The 25,652-nt window shown below is 71.2% G+C and carries 17 protein-coding genes; 3 read left to right on the forward strand and 14 right to left on the reverse strand.

Translation table 11 applies throughout. The features are described from left to right. Positions 1-149 precede the first annotated feature (149 nt). The 3 genes from ACH4YL_RS13680 to ACH4YL_RS13690 all read right to left on the reverse strand — a co-directional run bounded on the left by ACH4YL_RS13680 (position 150) and on the right by ACH4YL_RS13690 (position 3,846). Positions 150-1,622 carry a hypothetical protein gene (locus tag ACH4YL_RS13680; RefSeq protein ID WP_398507481.1) on the reverse strand — a complete coding sequence of 491 codons (1,473 nt, stop codon included), beginning with the start codon at positions 1,620-1,622 and terminating at the stop codon, positions 150-152. Positions 1,623-1,837: 215 nt separating this feature from the next. Beyond that, complete coding sequence (locus ACH4YL_RS13685) at positions 1,838-2,566, reverse strand: response regulator (protein ID WP_398507482.1); 729 nt, start codon at positions 2,564-2,566, stop codon at positions 1,838-1,840. After that, complete coding sequence (locus ACH4YL_RS13690) at positions 2,551-3,846, reverse strand: sensor histidine kinase (RefSeq protein ID WP_398507483.1); 1,296 nt, start codon at positions 3,844-3,846, stop codon at positions 2,551-2,553. Before ACH4YL_RS13690 ends, ACH4YL_RS13685 begins: the two co-directional genes overlap by 16 nt. A 214-nt stretch (positions 3,847-4,060) precedes the next feature. On the opposite strand from ACH4YL_RS13690, the gene ACH4YL_RS13695 reads away from it, so the two are divergent. Together ACH4YL_RS13695 and ACH4YL_RS13700 are read left to right on the forward strand one after the other, a co-directional pair. Then, entirely contained in the window at positions 4,061-4,753 is a 693-nt protein-coding gene (locus ACH4YL_RS13695; protein ID WP_398507484.1) for an ABC transporter ATP-binding protein, read from the forward strand. Next, entirely contained in the window at positions 4,750-7,122 is a 2,373-nt protein-coding gene (locus ACH4YL_RS13700; RefSeq protein WP_398507485.1) for an ABC transporter permease, read from the forward strand. The genes ACH4YL_RS13695 and ACH4YL_RS13700 overlap by 4 nt, the downstream gene beginning before the upstream one ends. Before the next feature lie 6 nt (positions 7,123-7,128). On the opposite strand, the gene ACH4YL_RS13705 is transcribed toward ACH4YL_RS13700, so the two are convergent. Next, positions 7,129-7,311, reverse strand: a complete 183-nt coding sequence (locus ACH4YL_RS13705) for a hypothetical protein (protein ID WP_398507486.1) — start codon at positions 7,309-7,311, stop codon at positions 7,129-7,131. Between ACH4YL_RS13705 and ACH4YL_RS13710 the strand changes: the two genes are divergently transcribed. Beyond that, the gene (locus ACH4YL_RS13710) at positions 7,303-8,376 is read left to right on the forward strand and encodes an alpha/beta fold hydrolase (RefSeq protein ID WP_398507487.1); all 1,074 of its coding nucleotides are present in this window, start codon (positions 7,303-7,305) and stop codon (positions 8,374-8,376) included. The genes ACH4YL_RS13705 and ACH4YL_RS13710 overlap by 9 nt on opposite strands. On the opposite strand, the gene ACH4YL_RS13715 is transcribed toward ACH4YL_RS13710, so the two are convergent. The 10 genes from ACH4YL_RS13715 to ACH4YL_RS13760 all read right to left on the reverse strand — a co-directional run bounded on the left by ACH4YL_RS13715 (position 8,304) and on the right by ACH4YL_RS13760 (position 25,531). After that, on the reverse strand, positions 8,304-9,374 hold the full coding sequence (locus ACH4YL_RS13715; RefSeq protein WP_398507488.1) for a YncE family protein: 1,071 nt from the start codon (positions 9,372-9,374) through the stop codon (positions 8,304-8,306). The two genes, ACH4YL_RS13710 and ACH4YL_RS13715, sit on opposite strands and share 73 nt — an antisense overlap. 53 nt (positions 9,375-9,427) lie before the next feature. Continuing rightward, positions 9,428-13,360 carry an amino acid adenylation domain-containing protein gene (locus ACH4YL_RS13720; protein WP_398507489.1) on the reverse strand — a complete coding sequence of 1,311 codons (3,933 nt, stop codon included), beginning with the start codon at positions 13,358-13,360 and terminating at the stop codon, positions 9,428-9,430. After that, a complete protein-coding gene (locus tag ACH4YL_RS13725; protein ID WP_398507490.1) occupies positions 13,357-13,587 on the reverse strand; it encodes a phosphopantetheine-binding protein in 231 nt (76 codons plus the stop codon). Before ACH4YL_RS13725 ends, ACH4YL_RS13720 begins: the two co-directional genes overlap by 4 nt. 5 nt (positions 13,588-13,592) lie before the next feature. Then, positions 13,593-14,225 carry an isochorismatase family protein gene (locus tag ACH4YL_RS13730; RefSeq protein ID WP_398507491.1) on the reverse strand — a complete coding sequence of 211 codons (633 nt, stop codon included), beginning with the start codon at positions 14,223-14,225 and terminating at the stop codon, positions 13,593-13,595. Positions 14,226-14,260: 35 nt separating this feature from the next. Next, entirely contained in the window at positions 14,261-15,883 is a 1,623-nt protein-coding gene (locus ACH4YL_RS13735; protein ID WP_398507492.1) for a (2,3-dihydroxybenzoyl)adenylate synthase, read from the reverse strand. Beyond that, positions 15,880-17,091 (reverse strand): isochorismate synthase, encoded by a 1,212-nt coding sequence (locus ACH4YL_RS13740; RefSeq protein ID WP_398507493.1) that lies wholly within the window; start codon positions 17,089-17,091, stop codon positions 15,880-15,882. The genes ACH4YL_RS13735 and ACH4YL_RS13740 overlap by 4 nt, the downstream gene beginning before the upstream one ends. A 468-nt stretch (positions 17,092-17,559) precedes the next feature. After that, positions 17,560-18,531 carry an ABC transporter ATP-binding protein gene (locus ACH4YL_RS13745; protein WP_398507494.1) on the reverse strand — a complete coding sequence of 324 codons (972 nt, stop codon included), beginning with the start codon at positions 18,529-18,531 and terminating at the stop codon, positions 17,560-17,562. Continuing rightward, entirely contained in the window at positions 18,528-21,257 is a 2,730-nt protein-coding gene (locus tag ACH4YL_RS13750) for an FtsX-like permease family protein (protein ID WP_398507495.1), read from the reverse strand. The genes ACH4YL_RS13745 and ACH4YL_RS13750 overlap by 4 nt, the downstream gene beginning before the upstream one ends. Before the next feature lies 1 nt (position 21,258). Continuing rightward, entirely contained in the window at positions 21,259-24,600 is a 3,342-nt protein-coding gene (locus tag ACH4YL_RS13755; RefSeq protein ID WP_398507496.1) for an FtsX-like permease family protein, read from the reverse strand. A gap of 196 nt (positions 24,601-24,796) precedes the next feature. Then, entirely contained in the window at positions 24,797-25,531 is a 735-nt protein-coding gene (locus ACH4YL_RS13760) for an ABC transporter ATP-binding protein (RefSeq protein WP_398507497.1), read from the reverse strand. Positions 25,532-25,652: the final 121 nt, after the last annotated feature.

A 25,652-nucleotide genomic window follows, 5' to 3' on the forward strand; every position in this document is an offset into this window, starting at 1 on the left:
CTTTCACTAATTGAGTAGTGAAAGGGTGGTGCACGAGAGGGGCCGGTGTCAACCCCACCGGCCCCTGCTTGCCCGTCAGTTGTGTGGTCTGTGCGGGGAGGCCGCCGCGCATGGGCGGCAGCGGGCCTGGCCCCGGATCGGTGGCGGGCTCAGTGAGCGATGCCCACGCCGTCGTACCGGCTCCAGATCTCCTCCTGGGCGGCGGTCATGGCCGGCCAGCGCAGACCGCCCGGCCGGGGGTTGACCCGCGAGGCGTAGGAATCGGGGTAGAAGCCCGGGTCGTAGAAACAGCCGGTGCCGTAGGTGTCGTCGAATGCCGGGCAGGATGCGGCGATCGACTTCGGCGTCGGCTTCTTCCCGGTGCGTACCCAGGAGTCCAGCGTGGAGATCGAGTTGGCGTACTCGGAGTTGCTCAGCCCGCTGTGTTCGCTCTCCCGGCTGAAGGTCTGCACCAGATTCTTCGCCCGGTGGGCGCCCTGGAGGCTGTCGCGGTAGGCCGCCTCGTGCTCGACGAAGGCTGTCGGGTCGTCGATCGCGTGGAGAGTGAGAACGGGGATCGCGACCTTGCCCGTGAGGTCGCTGTCGTAGGAAAGGTCCCGCACGGCGGTTTTGTCGGCGGAGAAACGCTCCACTCCGGCATTGAGCGCCTTGTCGTCATGGGATCCGGAATAGCGAACACCTTGGTTGCTGAATGGATTACGCCCGCCGAGCCGGGTGTGCACGATGTCGCGGAAGGTGAATGTCGCGAACCGCAGATGGGACTCCAGGGTTCGCTCCGGTATTCCTGTGACAGCAAGGATGTCGTCGAGATTGCGCTGCTGCAGAGCGGTCCGCTCGTGCGGTGCGGAGGCGAATCCCGTGCATTCCTGCAGGCGCGCGCGCAGCCCCGAAGACGTCAACGTCGAAGTGGCGCGCAGCCCTTCCCACAGCGGGTACTGAGGCTCGGTCGGGCGCGGGTGGTTCTGGCAGTAGTACTGGTAGACCACGCGCAGGTCCACCCGGTAGTCGTACCCGCGCGAACCGCCGCCGAGGACACCGTTGGTGAGCAGCGCCCCGTCGTACGGGCCGTGCTTCGCCGAGCCGTAGACCTCCACGACCTTGGCGGCGACGTTGCCGCCCCAGGACTGGCCGTGCACATAGGTCCGCATCGGCTTGCCGAACTCCTCGACGAACAGGCGGCGCAGGTTCTCGGTGTCGGCGGCGGCCATCCGGGTCCCGTAGCCGCCGCGGCGATAGGACGATCCGGCCCATGCATAGCCCTGGTCCACCATCACCGACCAGCGGTCCAGGTCGCCGACGCTGCGGTCCGGGTCGGAGCCCTCGCCGAGGTCGGGGCCGCCGTGGGCGTGCATGACGAGCGAGCCGTTCCACTTGTTGGGCACGGCGATCGCGTAGTAGGCGCCCTGGGCGTCCTGGCCGGTGTAACAGGTGGCTTTGCCCGTCATGGCGGCCGGGCACGCGACGGGTATCGGTCCGCTCGCCGCCGCTGCCGAGTCGGTAGCCGGGCAGGCGAGCGAACCGAGGCCAAGTCCCGCGATGCATGCCGCCACCACCGCGCGGCGGCGCCGGCCGACTCCGGACCACCTGCGAATACTCGAAGCGATGGATCTGGGCCTGGACATGGGCGTGCTCCTCGTCCTCATTGGCGCGGCGTTGCGCGGCAGAGGCGATGCTAAGGACGGGCTGGCCGCAATCCCATGGCCTCATCATTTCGTTCTTATTGTTCACAGGGCCGGTCCGCGACGGGTGCGGTTGTTCGGCGGCATTTCCCCCAGGGGCCGTTCTGGGGTAATCCCCAAGGAATTGGCCGCACCGTGCGGCTAGCAGCGGCGGCCGGTCATTCGGTCCCGTTCCCAGTCCCCGTCCCAGGCCCGGTCCCGTTCGGGCCGCGCGGGGAGATCAGTCCGGTCTCGTAGGCGAGTACGACGGCCTGGACGCGGTCGCGGAGGTCCAGCTTCGACAGGATGCGGCCGATGTGCGTCTTGACCGTGGTCGGGCTCAGGAAGAGGCGGTCGGCGAGCTCGGCGTTGCTGAGGCCCGTCGCGAGCAGGCGGAGCACCTCGAGTTCGCGGGGAGTGAGGCCGGACAGGTCGCGGTGGAGGGCGGTCTGCGGCTCGTCGCGGTGGGCGAAGCGTTCGATCAGCCGACGGGTGATCGTGGGCGCGAGCAGGGCGTCGCCTGACTTCACCAGGCGGACGGCGGCCACCAGATGTTCAGGCGTCACGTCCTTGAGCAGGAAGCCGCTGGCTCCGGCGGTGAGCGCGGCGTACACATAGTGGTCGAGGTCGTACGTGGTGAGGATGATGACGCGGGTGCCGTCCGGGCTGCCGTCGTCGAGGATCCGCCGGGTGGCTTCGATGCCGTCCATCTGCGGCATCCGGATGTCCATGAGGACGACGTCCGGCCGGGTGCGCCGGACGGCGGCGACTGCTTGCGCCCCGTCAGCCGCCTCGGCCGCCACTTCGATGCCGTCGGCGGCGAGGATCATCCCGAAACCGGTACGCACCAGGGCCTGGTCGTCGGCGATGACGGCACGCAGCGGTGGCCGGTTCACGCGGTCCGCCACGGGATGCGGGCCTTGATCCGGTAGCCGCCGGCGAGGGTAGGGCCGGTCGTGAGTTCGCCGCCGTAGACCGCAAGCCGCTCGCGCAGCCCGATCAGCCCGCGGCCGTTGCCGTCCGCCGACGGGGAGTCGTGGGCGCCGCCGGTGTCCGTGACCTCGATCTCCAGACAGTCGTCGGTATGGCCGATCGTGACGAACGCTTCCGCGCCGGGCGCGTGTTTGATCGTGTTGGTCAGCGCCTCCTGGACGACGCGGTACGCCGCCAAGTCCACGCCGGGCGCCGGAGCGTCGGGCGGCAATGACACCGCGACGCTCACCAGTGTCCCGGCGGCGCGCACCCGCTCGACCAGGGCGTCGAGCTGCTGGAGCCCGGGCTGGGGCTCGAGGCCGTCGGGCCGTTCGTGGTCCGGGGCGGCGAGCAGGCCCATCACATGGCGGAGTTCGGCCATGGCGGCCCGGCCTCCGGCCTCGACCGCAAGCAGCGCTTCCTTGGACCGCTCCGGCGCCGCGTCCATCACCTTGCGCGCCGCGCCTGCCTGGATCACCATCACGCTCACATTGTGGGTCACCACGTCGTGCAGCTCGGCGGCGATCCGGGAGCGTTCCTCCTCAACGGCCCGCCGCGTGGCCTCTTCCTGGGCCTGCTGCAGCTTTGCGTACCGGTCCCGGCTCGCCGACAGCTGCCGCTGCGAGAAGCGGACGAGGCCGGCCAGCACCCCGGCGACCAGCAGCACGACGGCCGGGCTCGACCAGCCCGGGATGATGGGCTCCGTCTCCCGGAACGCGAACCCGGCCAGCACGGCGGCGGCCACCAGTCCGGCCATCGCCCGCACCCGGTACCGGCTGTGGATGACGGCGCTGTAGGCGCCGATGACGCAGGTCAGCACGTTGATCCAGGAGGCGTCGTCGACCATGGCCAGCGTCGCGGTCACCACCACCGCGAACGCGGCCAGCGGATAGCGGCGCCGGGCCACCAGCGGCAGCGCCGACAGGACGACCAGGGGCCAGAGCCAGGAGGAGGTTTCCTCCTCCATCACCCGCAGACCGGCTTCGGGGAACGGGGGCGGGACCGGAACCCCCAACCCGTACTCGGACTTCGGGCTGATGCGTATCGGCCCGTCGCCGGGATAGCGCGCCGCCACGATCAGCGCGATGACGGTCAGCACGACCGCCAGCAGCACATCGGCGCGCACCGCCCGCCGCGACAGCGGGGCGGGCTTCGCCTCCGGCCGTAGCGCGTCGCGCAACTGCTGACGCCGGCCGCGCCGGTCTTCCGTATCCACCGGCACATTGTGCGGGCCGACCGCTGCGGCCCACATCAGACTGTGCGACCACGGCCCTGTCCGCCGGGAGTACGTCGCAGGGATGACCCCGCCGCCGGATCCTCCGCGGGGAGGGCCCGATGTCGGTGCCGCGGCCGACGCGACCGGACAGCGGCCGCCCCTACGTTCGCCGCAGCCGACATCGGCCCTCTCGAGCGTAAGGACGGAAATTCCCATGACCCAGGTGATCGAACTGGAGGGCGTGGCCAAGCGGTACGACAGCGCCGGCGCGCCCGCGCTCGGACCGCTCACGCTCACCGTGGAAAAGGGCGAAGCGCTCGCCGTGACAGGCCCTTCCGGCAGCGGCAAGTCCACGCTGCTGAACCTCGTCGCCGGGCTGGACAAGCCGACCGAAGGTGCCGTGACCGTGGCCGGGCGGCGGATCGACCAGCTGAGCGAGCACGCGCTGGCCCGCTTCCGCCGCGAACAGATCGGCATGGTCTTCCAGTTCTTCAATCTGCTCGACGACCTCACGGTCGCCGACAACATCCAGCTCCCCGCCCAGCTCACCGGGACCGCCCGGCGGAAGGCGGCGGCCCGCGCCGGTGAACTCATGGAGGTGCTGGGCATCCAGAAGCACGCCCGCGCCTACCCGGGCCGGCTGTCCGGCGGCGAACGCCAGCGGGTCGCGGTCGCCCGGGCACTGGTCAACCGGCCCGCCCTGCTGCTCGCCGACGAGCCGACCGGCGCCCTGGACACCGCCTCGGGTCAGGACGTACGGGAACTCCTCGTGGATCTGCACCGCGGCGGTCAGACCATCGTGCTGGTCACCCATGACCTGGCGCTGGCGCAGGCGTGCGCGAGCCGCACCATTCATCTGGTCGACGGTCACCTCGCCCTCGACACACATGCGGAGGTCGTCCGATGAGCCGCTTCCCCGCCGGCGCGCTCGGCCGGGTCGTACGCTCCGGGGTGGGCCGGCGGCGGGTGCAGACCGTGGTGATCGCCGTGGCCACGATGATGGCCGTGGCCTCGGCCGTGGTCGCCGGGTCGCTGATGGTCGCCGCGAACGCGCCCTTCGACCATGCCTTCGCGCAGCAGCACGGCGCGCACATCACCGCGCAGTTCGATCCGGCGAAGGCAAGTGCGGCGAAGCTGGCGGACACCGGGCAGCTGGCCGGCGTCACCGCGACTGCGGGCCCGTACCCGTCCACGACGATCCACCCGGTGGATCCGCGAGGCGGGCAGCTGCCGGGCCTGACCCTCGTCGGCCGGTCCGGTCCGCAGAGCGACGTGGACGACCTGGACCTCAAGTCCGGCCGGTGGGCGCAGAAGCCGGGCGAGATCGTGCTCTCCGCGTCATTCACCGGACCCGTCCTCAATACCGGCACCACCCTGAAGACTTCGGACGCCGCGGACAGCCGGCCCCTGACGGTCGTCGGCTTCGCCGTGTCGGCCGGCAGGAGTGCCGATGCCTGGGCGACGCCCGCGCAGGTCAGAGCGCTGGCCTCGAAAGACGACCCGGTCACGAGTCAGATGCTCTACCGCTTCGACTCTGCAGCGACAAAGGAGCAGATCGCCGCCGCCCGTAAACAACTCGCCTCCGCCGTACCGTCAGGAGCGCTGCTGGGCACCCAGTCCTGGCTGGACACCAAGCGCGCCGCCGATCAGGGCGCGGCACCCTCCATCCCGTTCCTGATCGCGTTCGGCGTGCTCGGCATCGTCATGTCGGTGATCATCGTCGGCAGTGTGATCAGCGGCGCGGTCGGCACCAGCCTGCGCAGGATCGGCATCCTCAAAGCCATCGGCTTCACCCCGCGCGAGGTCGTGCGCGCCTATGTGGCCCAGGCGTTGATCCCGGCCGGCGCCGGCATCGCACTGGGCGTCGTGCTCGGAAACCTGCTGGCCGTGCCGCTGCTTGAGGACACCGAGCAGGCGTACGGCACCGCTTCGCTCACGGTGGCCTGGTGGGTGGACGTCGTCGTGCCGGCCGTCGCGCTGTTCATCGTCGGGATCGCCGCGCTGGTCCCTGCGCTGCGGGCCGGAAGGCTGCGTACGGCCGAGGCCATCGCGGTCGGCCGGGCGCCGCGCACGGGGCGCGGCCAGTGGGCGCACCGGGCGGCGGGGCGGCTGCCGTTGCCGCGGGCGGTGACCTACGGGCTCGCAAGTCCCTTCGCGCACCCGGTCCGTACCCTCGCCCTGCTGCTCGCGGTGGCCTTCGGCACGGTCGCGGCGACCTTCGCGGTGGGGCTGACCGCGTCGCTGAACGCGGTTGGCGCCGCATCGGACCCCGAGGAGCGTGCCCCTGTCACCGTCTTCAGCGGCGGACCGAAGATCGGCCCCGGCGGACCGCGCGTCGCCGAAGGCGAGTCCGCGCCTCCGGCCGTCGACCCGGCCAAGGTGCGCGCTGCCATCGAGGCGCAGGCGGGCACCGCTTCGTACTACGGCCTGACCCACGCCGAGGTCACGGTGCCCGGGATCTCCGGCTCGGTGCAGGCCAGCTTGTACGAGGGCGATTCGCGTCCCGGCAGCTACGAGATGATCTCCGGGCACTGGATCAGCGGTGCGGGGCAGGTGGTGGTGCCCACGGGCTTCCTGGAGAGGACCGGCACCAAGATCGGCGACACGGTTCGCGTGACCCTCAAGAAGGACACGCAGACCCTGCGGATCGTCGGCGAGGCCTTCGACACCTCGGACGACGGCCTGCATCTCATCGCGGACCTCGCCGGCTTCGCCACGGCCAAACCCCAGATGTTCCTCGTCGAGGTGAAGCCGGGCGTCTCCCCCGCCGAATACGCCCAACAACTCGCCGGAGTGGTACAGCCGCTGGGCGGCGACGCCGTGGCCCGCTCCTCCTCGGAGCAGGAGAGCTTCATCCTCATCCTCAACTCGATGGCGGTGCTGCTCACCCTCATGCTGGTCTCCGTGGCAGGCATGGGCGTGCTCAACTCCGTTGTCCTCGACACCCGGGAACGCGTCCACGACCTCGGTGTCTGCAAGGCGCTCGGCATGTCGCCACGGCAGACCGTGAGCCTCGTGCTCGCCTCGGTGGCCGGGATCGGCGTGCTCGGCGGCCTGATCGGCGTGCCGGCCGGGTTCGCGCTGCACGGCTTTGTGCTGCCGGTGATGGGGCATGCCGCGGGCACCAATCTGCCGCCGTCGGTCCTCGAGGTGTACGAGACTCCTCAGCTGGTGCTGCTGGGGCTGGCGGGCATCGTGATCGCGGTGCTGGGCGCGCTGCTCCCGGCGGGCTGGGCGGCCCGGACCCGTACGGCTACGGCTCTGCGCACGGAGTAGCCGGCTTCAGCGCGCGACCCGAGCGAGGTCGGTGATGGTGCGTGCGGTGTCGAGGTGGCCCACGGCAGTCCAGCCGCGGCGCCGGGCGGCCGCACAGTTGACCGCCGTGTCATCGATGAGCAGGCACTGCTCGGGCCGCGCGCGGTGGCGAGCGCCCGCGCCCGCGTCGAGGCTGGTGCCATGCGACAACGAATGCCCGTCGTAGTACTGGCATCGACCGCGGCAGCGCTGATGCTGCTGCCCGCCTGTGACACCGTTCCGGCCGACCGCGCCGCGGCGGCAACGGCACCTGCGACCGGGACTGGGACGACGGCGACGGCTTCCGGTGACGTGGCTCGGCAGGTGGACATCGGCGGCGGCCGGAAGATCTACCTGCGCTGCCGGGGAAGCGGCAGCCCCACCGTCGTCCTCGTCTCGGGGCTCCACGACTCGTCCGACACCTGGACCATCACGGACACCCGCCCGCCGGTGCCGAAGGCGCCCGCGGTCTTCCCCGGAGTCGCGGAGTTCACCCGTGTCTGCACCTACGACCGGCCCGGCACGGTCCGGTACGTCGAACCTCCCGTCCTCACCGCGCGGAGTACGCCGGTGACGGGTACGCGCTCGCTCCCGGACATGGTGAGCGACCTCGACAAGGTGCTGACGTCGGGGCAGGTACCGGGTCCCTACGTGCTGGTGGGTCACTCGTTCGGGGGCATGATCACGCGGTTGTTCGCCCAGGAGCACCCGGATCGGGTCGACGGCCTCGTCCTCGTCGACTCGTTCGGCACAAACATGAAGCCGTTCCTGGGCCCGGACTGGGCCGCGTACCTGCGGCTCCTGAACAATCCCGGCACGCCCTTCGACGACGATCCGGCATTCGAGAAGGTCGATGTCGACGGTGCCGTCGCGGCGGTGGAGCGTGCCGGTCCGCTGCCGAAGGTGCCGCTCGCCGTCCTCAGCAAGACGGAACCGTTCGGCGTCGCCGAGGGAACCTCCAAGCAGCTACTGGCGCGGGTGGAAGGGGGCCTGGCCGCTGGTACAGCAGGCGCTGGTGGAACTGGCGCCGCAGACCCCTCAATTCCTCGCCACGGGGAGCGACCACTACGTGCAGGTGAACGACCCCGACCTCACGATCAGCGCGATCAGGCTCGTCATCGGCCGGACTTCGCACGGATGATCGTGCAATGTCCGACGGCCGGTCAGCCGGTGGTGCGGATGCGGTGGATGGAGTCCATCGCCTGTGCACCGGCCGCCGCCTTGTCGACGACGTAGGCCGTACCGCGGACCATCACCACGTGGTCGGTGTTCGCGCCGGTCGCAAGGTCCGCGACGACCGTTCCCCTGCGCGGGTCGACCACCGTGGTCGTCCCGGAAACCCGGTTGGCGACGAAGACGTTGCCGGTGCAGTGGTCGGTCGCCACCGCGAGAGCGCCCGCTCCCGTCGCGATCTCCCGGCGCACCGTGCCGGCCTGCAGATCGATGACCGAGACCGTGCCGCTGCCCTGATTGGCGGTGTAGGCGGTGAGGCCGTCGGCCGAGAGCGAGACGTCGATGGAGCCCTTTCCCGCAGGGATTAGCCGCGGCTGGTCTGAACTGGCGGAGACCTCGATGAGCTGACCGTTGGTCAGGTCGGCCGCGTACACCGTGCCGGTGCGCTCGTCGACAGCCAAACCCGCCGGGGCCGCGCCCGCCACCTTGATCCGCCGCTTCTCCCGGTACGTACGGGTGTCGAAGGCGACGACGCTGCCGTCCATGAGCCCGGTGGCCCACGCGAGATTGCGCCGCGCGTCGACGACGACGTCTCGGGCGTGCTCGACGCCGGGCAGTGAGGCAAGGTGCTCGCCGGTGCTCTGGCTGTAGACGGCCAGGGAGTTGTCGACCGTGTTGGTGGTCCACACGGTGTTGTGCTCGTCGTCGACCGCCACCCCGTACACCGCCTCCCGCGCACCCGTGGCCGCGTCCGTGACCGGCGGCGTGTAGGCGGCCTTCACCGTCAACGTCCGCGGGTCCACCTTGAGCAGCTGCGACTGGGTGACCGGCGGGAAGCCGACAGAGCTGGTCACCCACAGCACGTTGTTCCGCGCCGAGTAGGCCACTTGGTACAGGCCCTGACCCAGTTCCGCGGAGTCGACCGTGTAGGCGGCCTGACGGGCATGGACCTGGGCGACAGGCGCGGCGTTCGCCAGGCCCGCGGGGGTGAGCGCGCAGGTCGCGGATATCGCGGCGGCGAGCAGGACTCGGCGGCCGATCGTGGTACGTGATTGGGACATTGGTGTGCCTCCAGATGAGGGAGCCGGTTCGGGAGTGGAGTCCAAGGGACGGGTCAGGTGTCGAGTTCCTTCAGCCGGGCGTCCAGGACGGCGGCGATCTCGTCCAGCTGCCGCGGCTGTGTCATCTCCGGATGCAGACACTGGAGCGGGTGATCATCGAGCCGGCCCGTCAGGTACGGCCGCCAGGCGTGCGGAGTGAGCCAGTCCTCGGCACGGGGAGCGGCGGCCGTGAAGAACAGCAGGTCGCCGTCGAAGACTTGGTGCTCGTGAGTGCGCATCAGGCGGGCGTTGTTGGAGACGATGCCGAGGACCGCGGTGAGCACCCGTTCCGGAAGGGCCGCCAGCGCGCTGCCCTCGCGGCGAAGCGTGGCCAGCACACTGTCCCGGGTCAGGCCCTCGCCGTTGAAACCGGCCATCCGCAGCAGGGCGTTGAGCGCATCCGCCTCGGTCGGTCCGGCCAGATCGCGCCACTGGTCGGAGGGGTAGGCGTCCATCAGGGCCAGCAGGTCGACCTGTTCGCCGGCCTGCTGGAGGTGGACGGCCACCGTGTGGGCGATGACACCGCCGACCGACCACCCCAGGAGTCGGTAGGGGCCGTGCCGCTGAACAGCGCGGATCTGCGCCACGTAGTCCGCAGCCATCTCGTCCATCGTGCCGGGCAGGGTTTCGCCGTCGTCCGCAAGACCGCGGGCCTGCAGCCCGTGGACCGGCCGGCCAGGGCCCAGACCTCGCAGCAGCCCCGAGTAGCACCAGCTGATGCCACCGGCCGGATGGAACACGAACAGCGGGATGCCCTCGCCGCTCGCGCGCAGCGGCAGCAGCACCTCCAGCGCGGTGTCGGGGGCGCTGTCGTCGGTGAGGCGGTCGGCGAGCGCGGCCGGTGTCGGCGCCCGGAACAGTGTCCCGAGCGGCGCGCTGAGGCCGAGCGTGTCGCGGATACGGGACATGAGGCGGGCCGCCAACAGAGACGTGCCGCCGAGGTCGAAGAAAGCGGCGTCCGTGCCCACCCGTTCCAGGCCGAGGACTTCGGCGAACAGCCGGGTCAGCGTCTCCTCGGTCGGGTTGCGCGGGGCCCGGCCCCCGGCCTTCGCACCGGTGGCAGGCGCGGGCAGCGCCTTGCGGTCGAGCTTGCCGTTGGGGCTGAGCGGGAAGTCGTCGAGGCGGACGATCGCGGCGGGCACCATGTAGTCGGGCAGCACCGTGCCGAGGCGTGTGCGCAGAAAGTCCTGGTCCGGTACCGCGCCGCTGCCCCTGACATAGGCAACCAGCCGCTGATCGCCCGGCCGGTCCTCACGCACGATCACACATGCACCCGTCACCCCGTCGACCGCCGCCAACTGCGCCTCGATCTCGCCCGGTTCCAGGCGCTGGCCGCGGAGTTTGACCTGCTGGTCGGTGCGCCCCAGATAGAGGACCTCACCGTCCGCGGTCCAGCGGGCGAGATCGCCCGTGCGGTACATACGGGAGCCGTCCGGGCCGTAGGGGTCGGCCACGAAACGGGTGGCCGTCAGGTCTGGCCGGCGGAGATAGCCGTCGGCGAGCTGCGCCCCGGCGAGGTAGAGCTCGCCAGTGACCCCGGGCGGGCAGGGCTGGAGCGCCTGGTCCAGGACGTACAGCCGGGTGTTCCACACCGGACGGCCGATCGGCACCGGCCCCGACTCGCCGGGCACGCACGTGTGATGGGTGACGTCGACGGCTGCTTCTGTGGGCCCGTACAGATTGTGCAACCGGGCGCTCGGCAGGGTGCGGTGGAAGTCGTCGGCGGTGTCACGGGGCAGGGCCTCGCCGCTGCAGAAGACATCCCGCAGTGAGGAGCATCCGGCCGCCGCCGCTTCCGCGAGGAACACCTGGAGCATCGACGGCACGAAATGGCAGACGGTGACGGCCTGTTCCTGGACGGTACGGGCAAGGTGGAGCGGGTCCTTGTGCCCGTCGGGCTCGGCGACGACGAGCGTGGCGCCCTCGCGCAGAGCCCAGAAGAATTCCCACACGGACACGTCGAATCCGGCGGGTGTCTTCTGGAGCACCCGGTCGCCGGGGGCGAGCGGATAGGTGTGCTGCATCCAGCGGAGGCGGTTGTCGATGGCCGCATGCGACACCACCACACCCTTCGGCCTGCCCGTCGAACCCGACGTGTAGATGACGTACGCCGGATGCTGCGGCGTCAGCGCACGCGGCGGGTCAAGCGATGGGAGAGCCGACAGGTCCGTGCCGTCGAGGAGGACGGGTGCGGGTCCGTGATCAGGCAGCCGGTTTCGGGTCGTGGTATCGGTGACGACGCAGACCGGGGCGGCGTCGTCGAGCATGTCGGCCAGTCGGCTCGGCGGATGGCCCGGATCGAGCGGGAGATACGCTCCGCCCGCTTTCAGCACCGCCAGCAGAGCGACGATCAGCTCCACCGAACGCGGCAGCGCGATCGCCACCAGCACACCGGGTCGCACGCCCTGCCCGGCCAGATGACGGGCGAGACGATTCGCCCGCGCGTTCAATTCCGCGTATGTCAGCGTCGTCTCGCCAAAGACCAGTGCCGGAGCGTCCGGGGTGCGACGGGCCTGGGCCTCGATCGGGCCGATGAGGGTGGTGGCGGGCAGCGGCCGGGCCGTGTCGTTGAACTCGACCAGTACACGCTCCTTTTCCGCCTCGGTCGCCATCCCCAGTTGGGCGACCGGTACCGCCGGATCACACGAGCCGATCCGGGCGAGCAGGTGGAGGAAGCGCTGTTGGTGGGCCGCGAGTTCGTCGGCGGTGTACACGGCGGGGTTGGCGTCGAAGTCGATGTGCAGGCCCCGGCCGTCGGTGCGGTCGTAGACGTTGACGGTGAGATCGTCGACCGGCCCGGCGGAGAGGTTGTGCGGGACGGCGGTCAGCCCGGCGAAGACCAGCCCGTAGTCGAACGGCATGACGTTGACCAGCGGACCCACCAGCGCTCGGCCCTCACCCAGCAGGCCCAGATCGCGCCTGATGTCCTCGATCCGGTAGCGCTGATGCCGACGCGCGGCCCGCACCGCGAGCACAACCTGCCGAATCAGAGAAGCCGGTGTCGCGTCCGGGGTGACGGTCAGACTCAGCGGCAGCACATTCATCACCATGCCGGGGATCCGCAGGGCGACCGAGCCCATCCGGCCCATCATCGGCATCCCCAGCACCACGTCCGAACTGCCCGTCGCCCGCGAGACGTACAACGCCTGGGCGGCGATCAGCACCTCCGGCCAGGTAACCCGCAGCCTGTCCGCGACCGCCCGCAGGCCGGCCGTTGTCGAGTCCGGCACGCGGGAGCCGCGCCGCAGGAACGTGCGCGACGGCAGCGCGGTACGCCCGGCGAGCGCCGGCGACTCGGGACGCTCAGCAAGCGCCTTCGCCCAGTGAGCCCGGTCCTCCTCGAAACGGTCGTCCGCGCGGTAGCCGGCGTCGTCGGCGATCAGGTTGGCCAGTCGGCCGAACGGAGACTCGCCCGGCTCCGTGTGCGCGGCGAGCTCCGAGTACACCTCCGCGGTGCGGCGGGCCAGCAGCGAGTAGCCGAAGCCGTCCATGACCACGTGGTGCACGCACTGGTACCACAGCCAGCGCTCGTCACCGATCCTCAGCAGCGCATGCCGGAACAGCGGCCCGGCGGCGAGATCAAAGGGCCGCTTCAGATCGTCGTCCATCCACACCCGGGCCGCCGCCCACGGATCCTGCTCCCCGCGCAGATCCGCCCTGTGCAGCGGAAACCCGGACCCGAGCGCGCCCGGGTCGAGGCTGAACTGCCGTGGCCCGTCCGCGGTTTCCGTGATCCGCACACACAACGCCTCGGCCTCCCGAGCAGTGCGGCGCAGCGCCTGCGCCAGCAGCTCCGGCCGCAACGGGCCCTCGATCTCCCAGTACTCGGCGGTGTTCAGCGCGGGGCTGTCCGGATCGAGGGCCTGCAGGTACCACATGCCCAACTGCGCCGCGGTCAGCGGAAGGCCCGCCGCATCCGCACGGTCCACCGGGGATACGGCTGTCATGCCTCGGCCCCCAGCAAGGGTGTCCACGCCTCGATCACCGGACGCTCGGCCAGGTCCACGAACGACACATCGGCGCCATGCTCGCGCCGCCACCGCTCCACCAGGCTCATCAGCCGCATGGAGTCCAGGCCGTAGTCCGCGAGGTTCTCGTCGTCGGGGATGTCCGCCGGGTCCTCCCCCAGCACATCGGCGACGTCCGCACGTATCTGATGCACGGTCAGTGCCACAGATGTCACTCCCCCTTGAGGATCGCGTCGGTGGTGGTGACGACGGCGCATCTGCCGGCAGCCCAGCGCAGCGCCCACCGGTGTTCCTCCTCCGCGAAGTCGGCGACGGCGTCAGCGACCACGAAGGCCTTGATGTCGCGCATCCAGGCGTCGCAGGCCGTCATGACCACTCCGATGTGCGCGTACACGCCGGTGATGATGAGCTGGTCGCGGCCGTGGCGCTCCAGCAGCGCGGCGAGGTCGGACCGTACGAAGGCGCTGTACTTCCACTTGGTCAGCAGCGTGTCGCCCTCCTGCGGTGCCACAGCCTCGGCAATGGCTTCGGCGTGCGGGTCGGCGGGCAGTCCCGGTCCCCAGAAGTCCTGCTGCAGACCTCGCTGTTCGGGGCTCTGGCCTCCGGGCTGCGCGGAGTACACGACCGGCACACCCTGGGTTCGCGCATGGGCCGTCAACCGGGCCGTATTGATGAGGAGTTCGGTCACCGGCGAGGCGTCGGGCTCGAAGGCGGACAGGAAATGGTTCTGCAGGTCGTGGACGAGCAGGACCGCGCGCGCCGGGTCGATGGTCCAGTCGACGCGGTTGTCGGGCAGGTCGATGACGCCGGGCATGGCGTATGGGGCGATGGCGGGCAGCGCCATGGAAATCAGGTGCCTTTCACGAAGCGGCGGACAGATCACGATGTGGCGGGCTGGCCAGCGCTCTGGCGGAGATGCTTCTTGCTGACCTTGCCGACACCCGTGGCCGGGAAGACATCGACGAACTCGACCCGGTCGGGCACCTTGAAGGCGGCCAGACCCCGCTCCCGTACGAACCGCCGCAGAGCCGCCGGACGCAGCTCGGCGCCGGCGCGGAGGATGACGTACGCGCAGGTCCGCTCCCCCAGGTAGTCGTCGGGGACGGAGACGAGGGACACGTCGTGCACGGCCGGGTGGCCGAGGATGACGTTCTCGACCTCCTCCGCCGCGATCTTCTCGCCGCCGCGGTTGATCTGGTCCTTGGCGCGCCCCTCCACCACCAGATGCCCGCTCGGCGTCGCACGGGCGATATCGCCAGTGCGGTAGAAGCCGTCGCGCGTGAACGAGCGCGTGTTGTGCTCTGGGGCGCGCCAGTACCCCCGGATGGTGTAGGGGCCGCGGGTGATCAGATGGCCCGTGCCGCCGGGCGCGACGTCGTTGTCCTCGTCGTCGACGATGCGGATCTCGTCGTCGGGCGAGATCGGCCGGCCCTGGGTGGTGACGATCGTTTCCTCGTCGTCGTCCAGCCGCGTGTAGTTGACGAGCCCTTCGGCCATACCGAAGACCTGCTGGAGCGTGCAGCCGAGCGCGGGACGTACCCGCCGCGCCGCCTCTTCGCTGAGCTTTGCGCCGCCCACCAGCAGGACGTTCAGGCTGGAGAGGTCGTGCGTTGTGTTCAGTGCGGCCTGTGTCCACACCAGCGCGAGCGGCGGCACGAGACCGGTGATCGTCACGTGCTCGCGTGCGATGAGAGGGAACGCGGTCTCCGGGTCCGGACTCGGGCACAGCACCACTCGTCCGCCCGCACACAGGGTGCCCAGCGAACCCGGCGAGCTGAGTGGGAAGTTGTGCGCGGCCGGCAGGACGACCAGATAGACGCTGTTCTCGTCCATCGCGCAGATCTCGTTCGACCCGCGGAGCGAGTACAGATAGTCGTCGTGTGTGCGTGGGATCAGCTTCGGCACACCGGTGCTGCCGCCGGAGAGCTGGAGGAACGCCAGGTCGGATGCCTGCGGCCGGTCGTATTCCTCTGCGGGATCACGCGGCACCGAGCTCAGCGCCGTGTGGTCGCCCGGCTCGCCCACCACGAACACATGCCGCAGCGTTGGTGCCTGATCCTTCACCTTCGCGGCGAGGTCGCGGTAGTCGAAGCCTTCATGGTGGTCGGCGGTGACATACGCGACGGCCTCGGAGAACGAGCAGAAGTACCCGATCTCCGACTCTCGGTGGGCCGGCAGCGCGAACACCGGCAGCGCGCCGATCCGGAACAGTGCGAAGACCACCTCGAAGAACTCCGCGACATTCGGCAGTTGCACCACAACACGGTCGCCCCGGCCGATCCCGGCGGCCAGGAAACCGGCGGCGAGCCGGTCGGCGCGCAGGTCCAGCTCGCCGTAGGTCCAGCGCCGCCCGAGTCCGGCCGGGTCGACCACGGCGATCCGGTCCGGATGCTGCCCGGCGCGGGTGCGCAGCATCTGCCCGAACGTTTCGCCCTGCCAGTACCCGGCGGCGCGGTAGCGCTCCGCGAAGTCGGCGGGCCAGGTCGGCGCATCCGCGCTCACAGCGTGGCCCCGACAGCGTCGAGAAAGGTGCGGAACTTGGCGCTCGTCTCGGCTATCTCCGCCGCCGGGTCGGACGAGGCCACCACGCCCGCTCCGGCGAACAGCCGCAGTCCGCTCGGGGCCGCCTCGGCGCAGCGGATGGTCACCACCCACTCACCGTCGCCCGCCGCGTCGCCCCACCCCACGACCCCGGAGTACAGCCCGCGGTCGAACGGCTCCAGCTCCCCGATCACCCTTCGGGCCAACGCGGTTGGCTGCCCGCAGACGGCGGGTGTGGGGTGCAGGGCGCAGGCGAGTTCCAGGGCGGAGGCCGGCGCTCCGCCCCCGAGGTCCGCAAGGGATCCGGTCATGGTCGTCGACAGGTGCCACATCGCTGCGGTCTTCACCAGCGTGGGCCGCTCGGGCACGACGAGGTCGGTGCAGTACGGGGCCAGTGCCTCGCGTATCGCGTTCACGACGACGGCGTGCTCGTGCAGGTCCTTCGGCGACTCGAGCAGCGCCGCGGCCCGTCGCACATCCTCGGCGAGGTCGGCACTGCGAGGTGTGGAACCGGCGAGCGGGTTGGCGACCAGAGCGTCGCCGCGCCGGGAGACCAGGAGTTCGGGGCTGGCACCCAGCAGGGTGCGGCCGCTTCCGGTGGGCATGGCGAAGGTGTAGCCGCGGGTGTCGCGACGGGCGAGGCGTTGCAGCATCCCTGGCACATCGGGCTCCCGGTCGCCCCTCAGATCGAGTGCACGGGCCAGGACGACCTTGCTGAACTCGCCCGCCTTCATCCGGCCGACGGCGGCGGCGACAGCTGCTCCGTACACCTCGGGCGCCGGGACCGGGCTCATCTCCCAGGCGGTGTCGGCCGGTTCGGGCGCAGGCAGCGCGATCAGCGGGTCCCTGCCGAGTGCGGGCGCCTGGTGCAGGGTGTCGGGGACGGCGAGGGCGGCGGGCGCGGCAGGGTCGAACGGCATCGCTCCGACGACGATCGGGTCCGGCTGTCCCGATGCGCGGGCCGAGGTCAGAGCGTCTCGTACTCGTTCCGTCAACGGTCGTGCGTCGTGCGGCACTTGGACGCTGATGCCACGGGCCAGGAGTGTTCGGGTCGGTGAGGAGAAGAAGCGGTCCGTCGCGGGCCGGTAGGCGTCGAGGAGCGCTGTCGCCGTACCGACGACGCCGGCTCCGGACTCCTCCGTGGTGAGCGTGTCATGGACCGTGACCACCTTGGGATCTCCCAGTCTCTCCGGGGGTAAGGAATGTGCGAACAGCCGGGCACCGGGCACCCCTTGATATGTGAGGCAAGGCTCACCTACCATGGCTCGCGGTTGGCCGAACGGCAGTCGGCCGATGCCGCCGCGCTGGGGCATGTCATGTGCGGGACGGCGTCGGTTCACCGACGGCGGATTTCTTGCCGAGCTCACCGGCGGCCCCGTTCCCTGTGCTCGTCACCCGGTTCATTGCGGACGCGGCTGATCCAGCTGCCCGCCGTGAACAGTAACGCCGTTACGACTCCCCGCACCCGTCGGCTGACACGCCCTGACATGCGCAGCGATCCGCTGCGGCCTTTGGTCAAGGGTTCGCAAACGGCTCAACCCCAGGAGCTTTTGGCCGACCGCGCGCCAGCCGGCGCCGCGCCGCCCGCGTGCGCCGCGAGGGCCTCAAGCAGCGGAGCGCCCGTGTATCCGCAGTGGTTACGCGCGCTCGCTCGTGTCGTCCGGCCAGATTCCGATGTGGTCCGCTTCCAGCTCCAGCATGACCCGATCGCGCATGCCCAGGGCCTCCGTGTAGTCCGCGGGCAGTTGCAGCCGGCCGGCGCGGTCCAGCATCGCGTACTCCCTGGCCACCACCGATTCCTGGCCCGTCGCGTCGACCTCCGTGCGGCGCAGAGTTTCCGTTGACGTGCGGCCGTCGCGGATGGCCACCGTGCGCCGGACCTCGTCGGCCACCGCCTGATCGTGGGTGACGACGACGATCGTGGTGCCCAGTTCCTCGTTGGCCGTACGCAACGCGGCGAAGACCTGCTCGGCCGTCTGGGAGTCCAGCTCGCCCGTGGGCTCGTCGGCGAGAAGCACCGACGGCTCGTTCGCCAGCGCCACCGCGATCGCCACCCGCTGCTGCTGGCCGCCGGACATCTGGTGCGGGCGGCGGTCGCGGCAGTCCGCGACATCCAGCAGGGAGAGCAGGGACTCGGCCCGCTCCGCCTTGTTCTTCGTACGGCCGCGGAGTTGCATCGGCAGCGCCACGTTCTGCGCGGCACTCAGATACGGCAGCAGATTGCGTGCCGTCTGCTGCCAGACGAAGCCGACGACCTCGCGCCGGTAGCGCAGCCGGTCCTTCGCGCCCATGGTCAGCAGATCCCGGCCGGCCACCTTGGCCGCGCCTGCCGTCGGCTCGTCGAGGCCCGCGAGGATGTTCATCAGGGTCGACTTGCCGCTGCCGGACGCGCCGACCAGAGCCATCAACTCGCCGTCGCGGACCAGGAGATCGAGTCCCTGGAGCGCCTGCACCTCGACACCGTCCGTGGAAAAGATCCGGACCAGCCGGTCGCAGGTGATCAGCGCGTCGTGGCCGTACTCGGGCCGGTCGCGGCGGGCGGCCGCGCGGCGCTCCAGCTCGTCGAGGGTGATCCCCGTGGAAGAGCCGGTCGTAGCGGACTCGGTCATCGCGTGTCTCCTGCCCTGAGTTCGGTCGTTGTCCTGCGCCGGGTGGTCACCCAGGCCTGCGCCGCGGCCACCGCCGACGCGATCACCACCACGGCGAGCGCGGGCAGCATGAGGCTCCAGGGATCGGCGCGCAGCTGTACGCCGCCGAGGGACGGGAAGCTGCCGTGCGAGGCGAGCGCAAGACGGCCCAGATCAATGCCCGGCGCGAGCAGCCGGATCGCCGCCCAGCCGACCATCCCGCCGCCCACCGCCGCCAACAGCGCCTGCGGCAGGTTCTCCAGGATCAGCAGACGGCGACCCTGACGACGGGTCAGGCCCATGGTGCGCAGCCGGGCCAGCAGCGCGGCACGCTCCGGAGCGCTCTGAAGCAGCGACAGCAGCAGCGCGAGGACGGCGTATCCGGCGGCCGCCGCTGCGGCCGCCACGTAGATCCGCTCGGCGCCGCTCTGCACCGGCGACTCGGTGAAAGCGGCCCGTTCGGCGGAGCGCAGCGTGACGGTGAGGGCGCCGCCTGCCGTCCGGGCCGCGGCCTGCAAGTCGGCGCCGGACACGGACGGGCCGGAGACCAGCAGTGTGGTGGCGGGGCGGGAGTCCGGCAGACCCGCCGCGTCCACCACCAGGAACTCACCGTCGGCCACGGCCGGAGTGGTGCCGCGCACGGCATCCACCCGGACCGTGAACATGCCGCTCGTAGGACCGATCGTGGCCGCCTGGTCGCCGAGCCGCTCGGCGACCCGCGGGGAGGCGATCGCGGGCAGTGGACCGGAGGACTTCCGCAGCTCGTCGGCGCGGAACGCGCCGAGGCCGGTGCGGCGGGCCAGACTTGCGTACGAGTCGGGGTCGACGGCGAGCAGCGTGACGCTCTCAGTGCCGCTGTCCCGCAGATCCAGGTCGGCCTCGCGGTAGAGGGCCACGACATCGCGCACCCCCGCCACCTTCCGTACCTCATCGGCCAGCGTGTCCGGCAGTTCGTCGGCCGCATCGATACGGGCATCGGCGCCCACCGCCGCCAGCGAAGCCCTGTCCCGGGCGTCTGCGACCCCGGCGAGCACGGAGCCGCCGAACGCCGCCGTCGTCAGGGCAATCAGCAGCGCGAGCAGCGGGAGCGCGGCGGTGGCCGAGGACCGGCCCGCGCGGGCCAGGGACAGAAATCCGATGGCACCGCGCCGCCGCGCCAGCGGCAGCGCCGCGAGCCGCAAGGGCAGCGGATACAGCCGTACGAGCAGCAGTGCGGCGATCACACCCACCAGCACCGGGGCGGCGCTGATCAGTCCGTCCGCGTCGCCGTCCGACGTGCCCCGGCGGCGGAGCGCCGCCACAGCCGCCACGGTCAGCACCAGCAGCGTCAGTTCGGCCACCGTCCGGCGCCGCGAGGGCCGGGCTGATGCGAGATCGTCCCGATCGCCGTGCAGCCGGGGCCGCCGGTGCAACAACGCGGCCCGCAGCGGCAGCGCGGCACAGGCGACCAGTGCGACCGCGGCCGAGGCCAGCAGAGGCGGCAGCGTCCGGCCCTCGGGGACGACGACGAGGGCCAGGGCACAGCCGATCGCCGCGGCGGGCAGTACAGGAACGGCGACTTCCGCGACCAGCCGTCCTGCGATACCGCGCACCGAACCGCCGCGTGAGCGCAGCAGCGCCAGCTCCGTGTGCCGACGTGCTGCGGCCAGGCCGCCGGCCATCAGCAGGACGACGCCCGCGACGCTGCCGACACCGAACGCAGCGACCGCGACGACCGGATTGATGGCGGTACGAATGCTCTCGAAGTCGATGAGAACGTCGTCCAGGCCGGAGTCGATCTGCAGTTGAGGCGAGACGATGGTGCGCAACTCGGACTGAAGCGGGCCGTGTTCAAGAGCCGCGATCGTCTCCGTGATGCGGGGCAGATCGCTCATGGCGAGCCCGCTCGGATCGGCGGCGACGCGCCAGTAGGCCTCGGTGTCCGCGCTCACCGACAGCAGCACCGGCGCTGCCTCCGGCGCCAGCAGCAGCGCGCCGTGCCAGTACGGCTGGGGTGGGGGCCCGGGGGTGTACAGCCGTGTCGGCGTGCGCAGGACCGGCTCGACCGACCAGTAGCTCAGCTGGGGCCGCGCCGGTTCGACGATGCCCGTGACCTTGATGGCCAGCGGCGTGCCCGCGGCCAGCCGTGGCACATGGACCGTCGAACCGACCTTGATGCCGAGGGCCTTGGCGGTGGCCTCGGTGACCGCGGCCTCCACCGCATCCGCAGCCGGACCGACCGAGCCCGCAGCGGCCGCGGGCAGCCGTCCCGAGAGCAGCTTGGAGTGGTCGGCAAGTCCTGTCCGGGTGCTCAGCGTGAACACCGGGCTTCCGCCGTCCAGTTGAGGAAGCCACTCGTCGGTCGCCGCAACCGGTTTGGTGATGTGCGCTCCGTAGGTGGACTGTTCGGCGTCGGCGCGCAGGGGATCCGGCAGCGCGGCCAGGATCTGGCGGTGCTGCTGGGTCAGCAGACGGAAGTCCAGCGACGCGGCCCAGTCGCTCTGGACGGTGTCCTCGTGTTCCGCCGGATCGTCGGTCAGCTGGATGGTGCTCCGGTCCGGTGACGCACTGCTCATCTCGTGGCGCAGGCCCTCGCCCTCGTACGTGTCCACGCCGCGCGGGAAGGCGGCAGCGAGGAACGACGTGACCAGGACCAGCAGCATCAGCGCGAGGGCGGTCCCGGGTGCGGTGCGCAGCCGGGTACGGACCCAGGGGGCGACAGCCTTCACTTCACCGGCCTCCCTGGACACGCAGTTCCGTCGCCGCATTACCGCGACGCAACGCCAGCGCGGCCACGATGAGCACGGGCGCGGCGGCAACTCCCGCCAGCAGCACGGCCACCCGGCCGACGGGCAGCTCCACCAGCACGCCCGGGATGGGCTGTGTGGCCTGCCCGGTCAGCACGATCAGCGGCACGACGGCCCGGGTGAGCACCGCGCCGAGACCCAGCCCGATCAACAGCGCAAGGCCGATCAACAGGGACTGCTCGGCAGCCAGCACCCGGGCCAGCTGACGCCGCGGCGTACCGAGCGCCCGCAGCACCGCGAACTCCGCCCCACGTTCCCGCACCGCGCCCACCGTGCTCACGGCGAAGCCGACCGCGGCCAGCGCGGCCGCGACCAGAGCCACCGCGAGCAGAGCCGACTGCGGACCCGCGCCCAGCGGATCGTCGTGCAGTTCCTCGGCGATCTCGTCGCGTACCTGTATCTGGGTCGGGTCGATCTCGGCTCTGTCCCGCAGTGCAGCCGCCACCTGCGTCGCCTTGCCCGGCTCGGTGAACAGCCACCATTCGGTGGGCGGGAAGGCGGAGTCGGGGCGGGCGGCGAGCACCCGGTTCACGGCTCGCAGGTCGAGCAGCAGTGCGCCGCCGTCGGTTGCCGGGGCGGCGGCCGGGTCGGGTCCAACAACGCCGGGACCGGTCGTCGGAACGCCGCGCAGCACGCCCGCGATCTTCACCTGGATGCCTCCGCCCGGCATCGGGACCTCGATGACCGCGCCGGGCTTCGCGCCGCTGGACTCGAGGAAGCGATCGGTCGCCAGGGCCGCCGGCACGGCCGGTTCGGCGCGCCGGGCCCTGACCACGACGGTCACCGTGCGCTCGGCACCCCACATCGCGTCGAACACCGCCTTGCCCGTGTGGTACGAGAGGTCCAGCGGCGACCGCGCCGAAGAACTCACAGCGGTGACCTTGGGAGCGGCCTCGCCGATCGTCGGGTCGGGCTCCATGCTCGCGGCAATGCTCGCCTCCCAGACGAGCCCCTTCGGCACAGTGACAGCCTGTGCGGCACCGCCTGCGGTGATCGAACGCATCGCGTTGATCGTCAGCCGCTTGGGCGCGATCCGGTCCGGAGAACCCGCCTCGTCGAACTCGACCGCTGTCAGCGCCAGCGGACCCGCGGGCCTGCCCGCCGGCGCGTCGGCCGCTTTGGCGAGGTCCACGGTCGTCGCATGCGGCTTGCCGTCGGCCGCCGGCACGGAGTCCAACTGCAGCCGGTACGGCACTCCGTAGCGGTCCTCGACTGTGAGAGTGATGCCCGTGCCCTGCCCGCTGTACGGACCGTCCTCCGCAGCACGCAGCGTCATGTCGAGAACGAGACGAGCCGTGTCATCGGGCAGCACCACCCCGGCACGGGCGGTCTTCTGCGGGTGCAGGCCCGCAAGCAGTCGCTCGGGGTCGCCGTCCGCCAGGTCGTCCCGCAGCCGCAGTTCCTTGCCCGCGAGACCGGTGTCGAGCGCCAGCACCGTGGCCTGACGGCCGCCCGACAGACCGAGACCGGTACGGGCGGCCGGCACCGCGGCCGTCACGCCCGGCATCCCGTCGTACACCCCGCCCTGCCCGAACTGGACGGTGCCACTGCCCAGCACACGCACCGGGGCACCCGCCCTGAAGTCCGCCTGATCGTCCTGCGACCGGTCCCAGGACGCACCCTGCCCGATCGCCAGCATGCCCATCGCCACGGCGAGCACCAGCAACAGCACCGGACCCGCGCCACGCAACGGTCTGCGGCTGAACTGCCAGCCCGCCAGCGACGCCGTCAGCCCACGGCCCCCGGTCGCACGCCGCTCCGCGAGCCTGGCGGTCGGCGGCAGCAACCGCAGGGTCAGAACGGTCCCGGCCAGCAACGCCAGCGCAGGCGCCACCACCAGCAGCGGATCGATGCCCAGCTCACCCTCACGGTCGCCGCTCAGCGCACCGCTGCCGGACGTCCGCCGGTCCAACTGCCAGTAGGCGACAGCCGCCACGACGACAAGACCGAGATCCGCACCGGCCCGCAGCGGGGCGGGCAGCGCGGACGCACGCCCCCGAGACGCCCGGCCCGCCGTGAGTGCCGGCGCCACCACGGCCACCGCGCAGGCCAGCGCCGCCACCGCGCCGACCAGCCAGACCTGCGCGGTCAGACCGGTGTCGAGGTCCAGCCCGATCCTGGCCAGCAGCCCCTGCCCGGCCAGCAGTCGCGTGAGCGGCCCGGCCAGCAGCGGTGCGCACACGGCGGCCGGCAGCGCAAGCAGCAACGCCTCCAGCGCGGACAGCGAGGCAAGCCGCCCCCGCGACGCGCCACGGGCCAGCAGCACCTGGGTCTCGCCCTCGCGCTCCGTGCTCAACAGCCGTGCCACCAGCAGCAGCGCGTACGCGGCGAGCAGCACCAACTGCAACGAGACGATCAGCAACGTCGCGCGCGACACCAGCAGCGCGCGCTCCAACTGACCCAGCACATCGGGCAGCGAAGTGCGGGCCACCACACCATGCTTCAGCTCAGGCTGCGCCGCGAGGAACTTCTGGCTGCCCTTCGCCGCCGTCCTCAAGGAGCCGATCCGGTCCGCACTCAGCCGGCCGAAGTCCGCGGTGGCCAGCCACGACGGACCGTCCTGGCTGATGCGGCCCGAGCCGAGGACCGCGGCGTCGGTGAGCAGCGGCCCGTACATCGTGAACGAGTCCTTGCGCACACCACGCCCGCGCAACTCGTCCAACTGCCAGTACGGATCGCTTCGATCAGCCGGACGATAGACGCCGGTGACCCGTACCCGTACCGCGGGACCGCCCAGCCGGTCGGCAAGACTCAGCACCCGCGGCCCCGGCGCGAGCTTCAGCCGCTTGGCCGCCACCTCGGGCACGGCGACCTCGGTCACCGGCCCGCCCGGACCCGCCACCGGCCACTGGCCCGCCGACAGCCGGACCCGCGAACGGTCCACCACCGCGAACCTGGTGAGATCAGGTTCACCCTTCCTGGCAGCCGCCGACTGCAGACTGCGCGGCAGTCCGTACGGCCCCGACCGGTCGAACTGCCGCAGAGTCACCGGGAGTCCGTCGAAGGACTGCTGCGCCCCGAGCCGTGCAGCCCGCCCGGCCGCAGCGCGGTCGGCGCCGGGACTGCCGGGATTCTCCGAGGTGATGACCAGCGAGGCCGCCCCGGCGTTCCTGGTCTCAAGAGCGTGACGCAGCCCGGCGTCTCCGACAGAGCCCGCGAAGGCCGCCAGGGCGGCCAGCACGGCCGTGGTGAGCAGAACCGCGAGCAATGCGGCTGTGAGCAGCAACCGGTGTCCACGCACACGGAGAAACACAAACCCCGCCACCGGTCGCCCCGCCCCCTGATTTTCACGCCGTACGTCCCCCGAAAGCCCTTTCGAAACGGGATGCTTTCAGAGTCGGCGTGCGGAGGAAACCGCTCTCACGCAGGACTTGATGAGATCGTGACCGGATTCCGGCACGGGAACACCGGATTCCGGCCCGAGGACCGACCGATCCGAGCAGCTGGACGGTGCGGCGGCGTCAGAGCTGCTCGACGACAAGCCCGTCGTTGAGCTCCAGCACCCGGTCGGCCAGCCCGAGCAACTGAGCGTCATGCGTGGCCACCAGCGCCGTCACGCCCTCTCCCCGCACCACGGCACGCAGCAGCTCCATCACCGCCAGCCCGGTCTCCGCATCCAGCTGCCCCGTCGGCTCGTCCGCGATCAACAGGGCCGGCCGGTTGGCGAGCGCGCGGGCGATGGCGACACGCTGCTGCTGGCCACCCGAGAGTTCACCGGGCCGCTGCGCCGCGTGATCGGCCAGGCCGACGAGCTCGAGAAGCAGCTCGACACGCTCCTCGCGCTCCTGCGGGTCGGTCCTGCGCAGCCGCATCGGCACGCCGACGTTCTCGGCGGCCGTCAGGATCGGGATCAGCCCGAAGCTCTGGAAGATGAAGCCGATCCGGTCACGGCGCAGCTCCAGCAGCCCGTTCTCGCCGAGCCCGGCCAGATCGGTACCGCCGACGGTGATGCGTCCCTGGTCGGGAGAGTCGAGTCCACCGACCAGATTGAGGAGCGTGGTCTTCCCGGAACCCGATCTGCCCTTGAGCGCGACGAGTTCGCCACGCGGAACGTCGAACGACACACCACGCAGCGCGTGCACGGCGGCGGCCCCGGTACCGAAGGAGCGGTGCAAGTTCTCCACCCGCACCATGGGTTCGTCGTCCCGGTCGACGGCGACGGCCGTGCCGGTGTGCGCGCTGGTGCTCTCGGTCATCAGAAATCCCCCGTACGGAATCGGTCCGGCTCAGTATGTGCAGGGGCGTACGGCCGGGCAATGGCCGGACGTCAGAAGGCCATCACGGTCATGCCGCGTCACCCTTGACACCCTGACGTTG

It is taken from the genome of Streptomyces sp. NPDC020681, assembly GCF_044334895.1.
Classification (GTDB): Bacteria; Actinomycetota; Actinomycetes; order Streptomycetales; family Streptomycetaceae; genus Streptomyces.

Excerpts from the sequence above, each read along its gene's own strand:
- ACH4YL_RS13715 (WP_398507488.1), bottom strand. The coding sequence starts at position 9,374 with ATGTCCCAATCACGTACCACGATCGGCCGCCGAGTCCTGCTCGCCGCC.
- ACH4YL_RS13700 (WP_398507485.1), top strand. The coding sequence starts at position 4,750 with ATGAGCCGCTTCCCCGCCGGCGCGCTCGGCCGGGTCGTACGCTCCGGG.
- ACH4YL_RS13745 (WP_398507494.1), bottom strand. The coding sequence starts at position 18,531 with ATGACCGAGTCCGCTACGACCGGCTCTTCCACGGGGATCACCCTCGAC.
- ACH4YL_RS13760 (WP_398507497.1), bottom strand. The coding sequence starts at position 25,531 with ATGACCGAGAGCACCAGCGCGCACACCGGCACGGCCGTCGCCGTCGAC.
- ACH4YL_RS13720 (WP_398507489.1), bottom strand. The coding sequence starts at position 13,360 with ATGACAGCCGTATCCCCGGTGGACCGTGCGGATGCGGCGGGCCTTCCG.
- ACH4YL_RS13680 (WP_398507481.1), bottom strand. The coding sequence starts at position 1,622 with ATGTCCAGGCCCAGATCCATCGCTTCGAGTATTCGCAGGTGGTCCGGA.
- ACH4YL_RS13695 (WP_398507484.1), top strand. The coding sequence starts at position 4,061 with ATGACCCAGGTGATCGAACTGGAGGGCGTGGCCAAGCGGTACGACAGC.
- ACH4YL_RS13710 (WP_398507487.1), top strand. The coding sequence starts at position 7,303 with ATGCGACAACGAATGCCCGTCGTAGTACTGGCATCGACCGCGGCAGCG.
- ACH4YL_RS13730 (WP_398507491.1), bottom strand. The coding sequence starts at position 14,225 with ATGGCGCTGCCCGCCATCGCCCCATACGCCATGCCCGGCGTCATCGAC.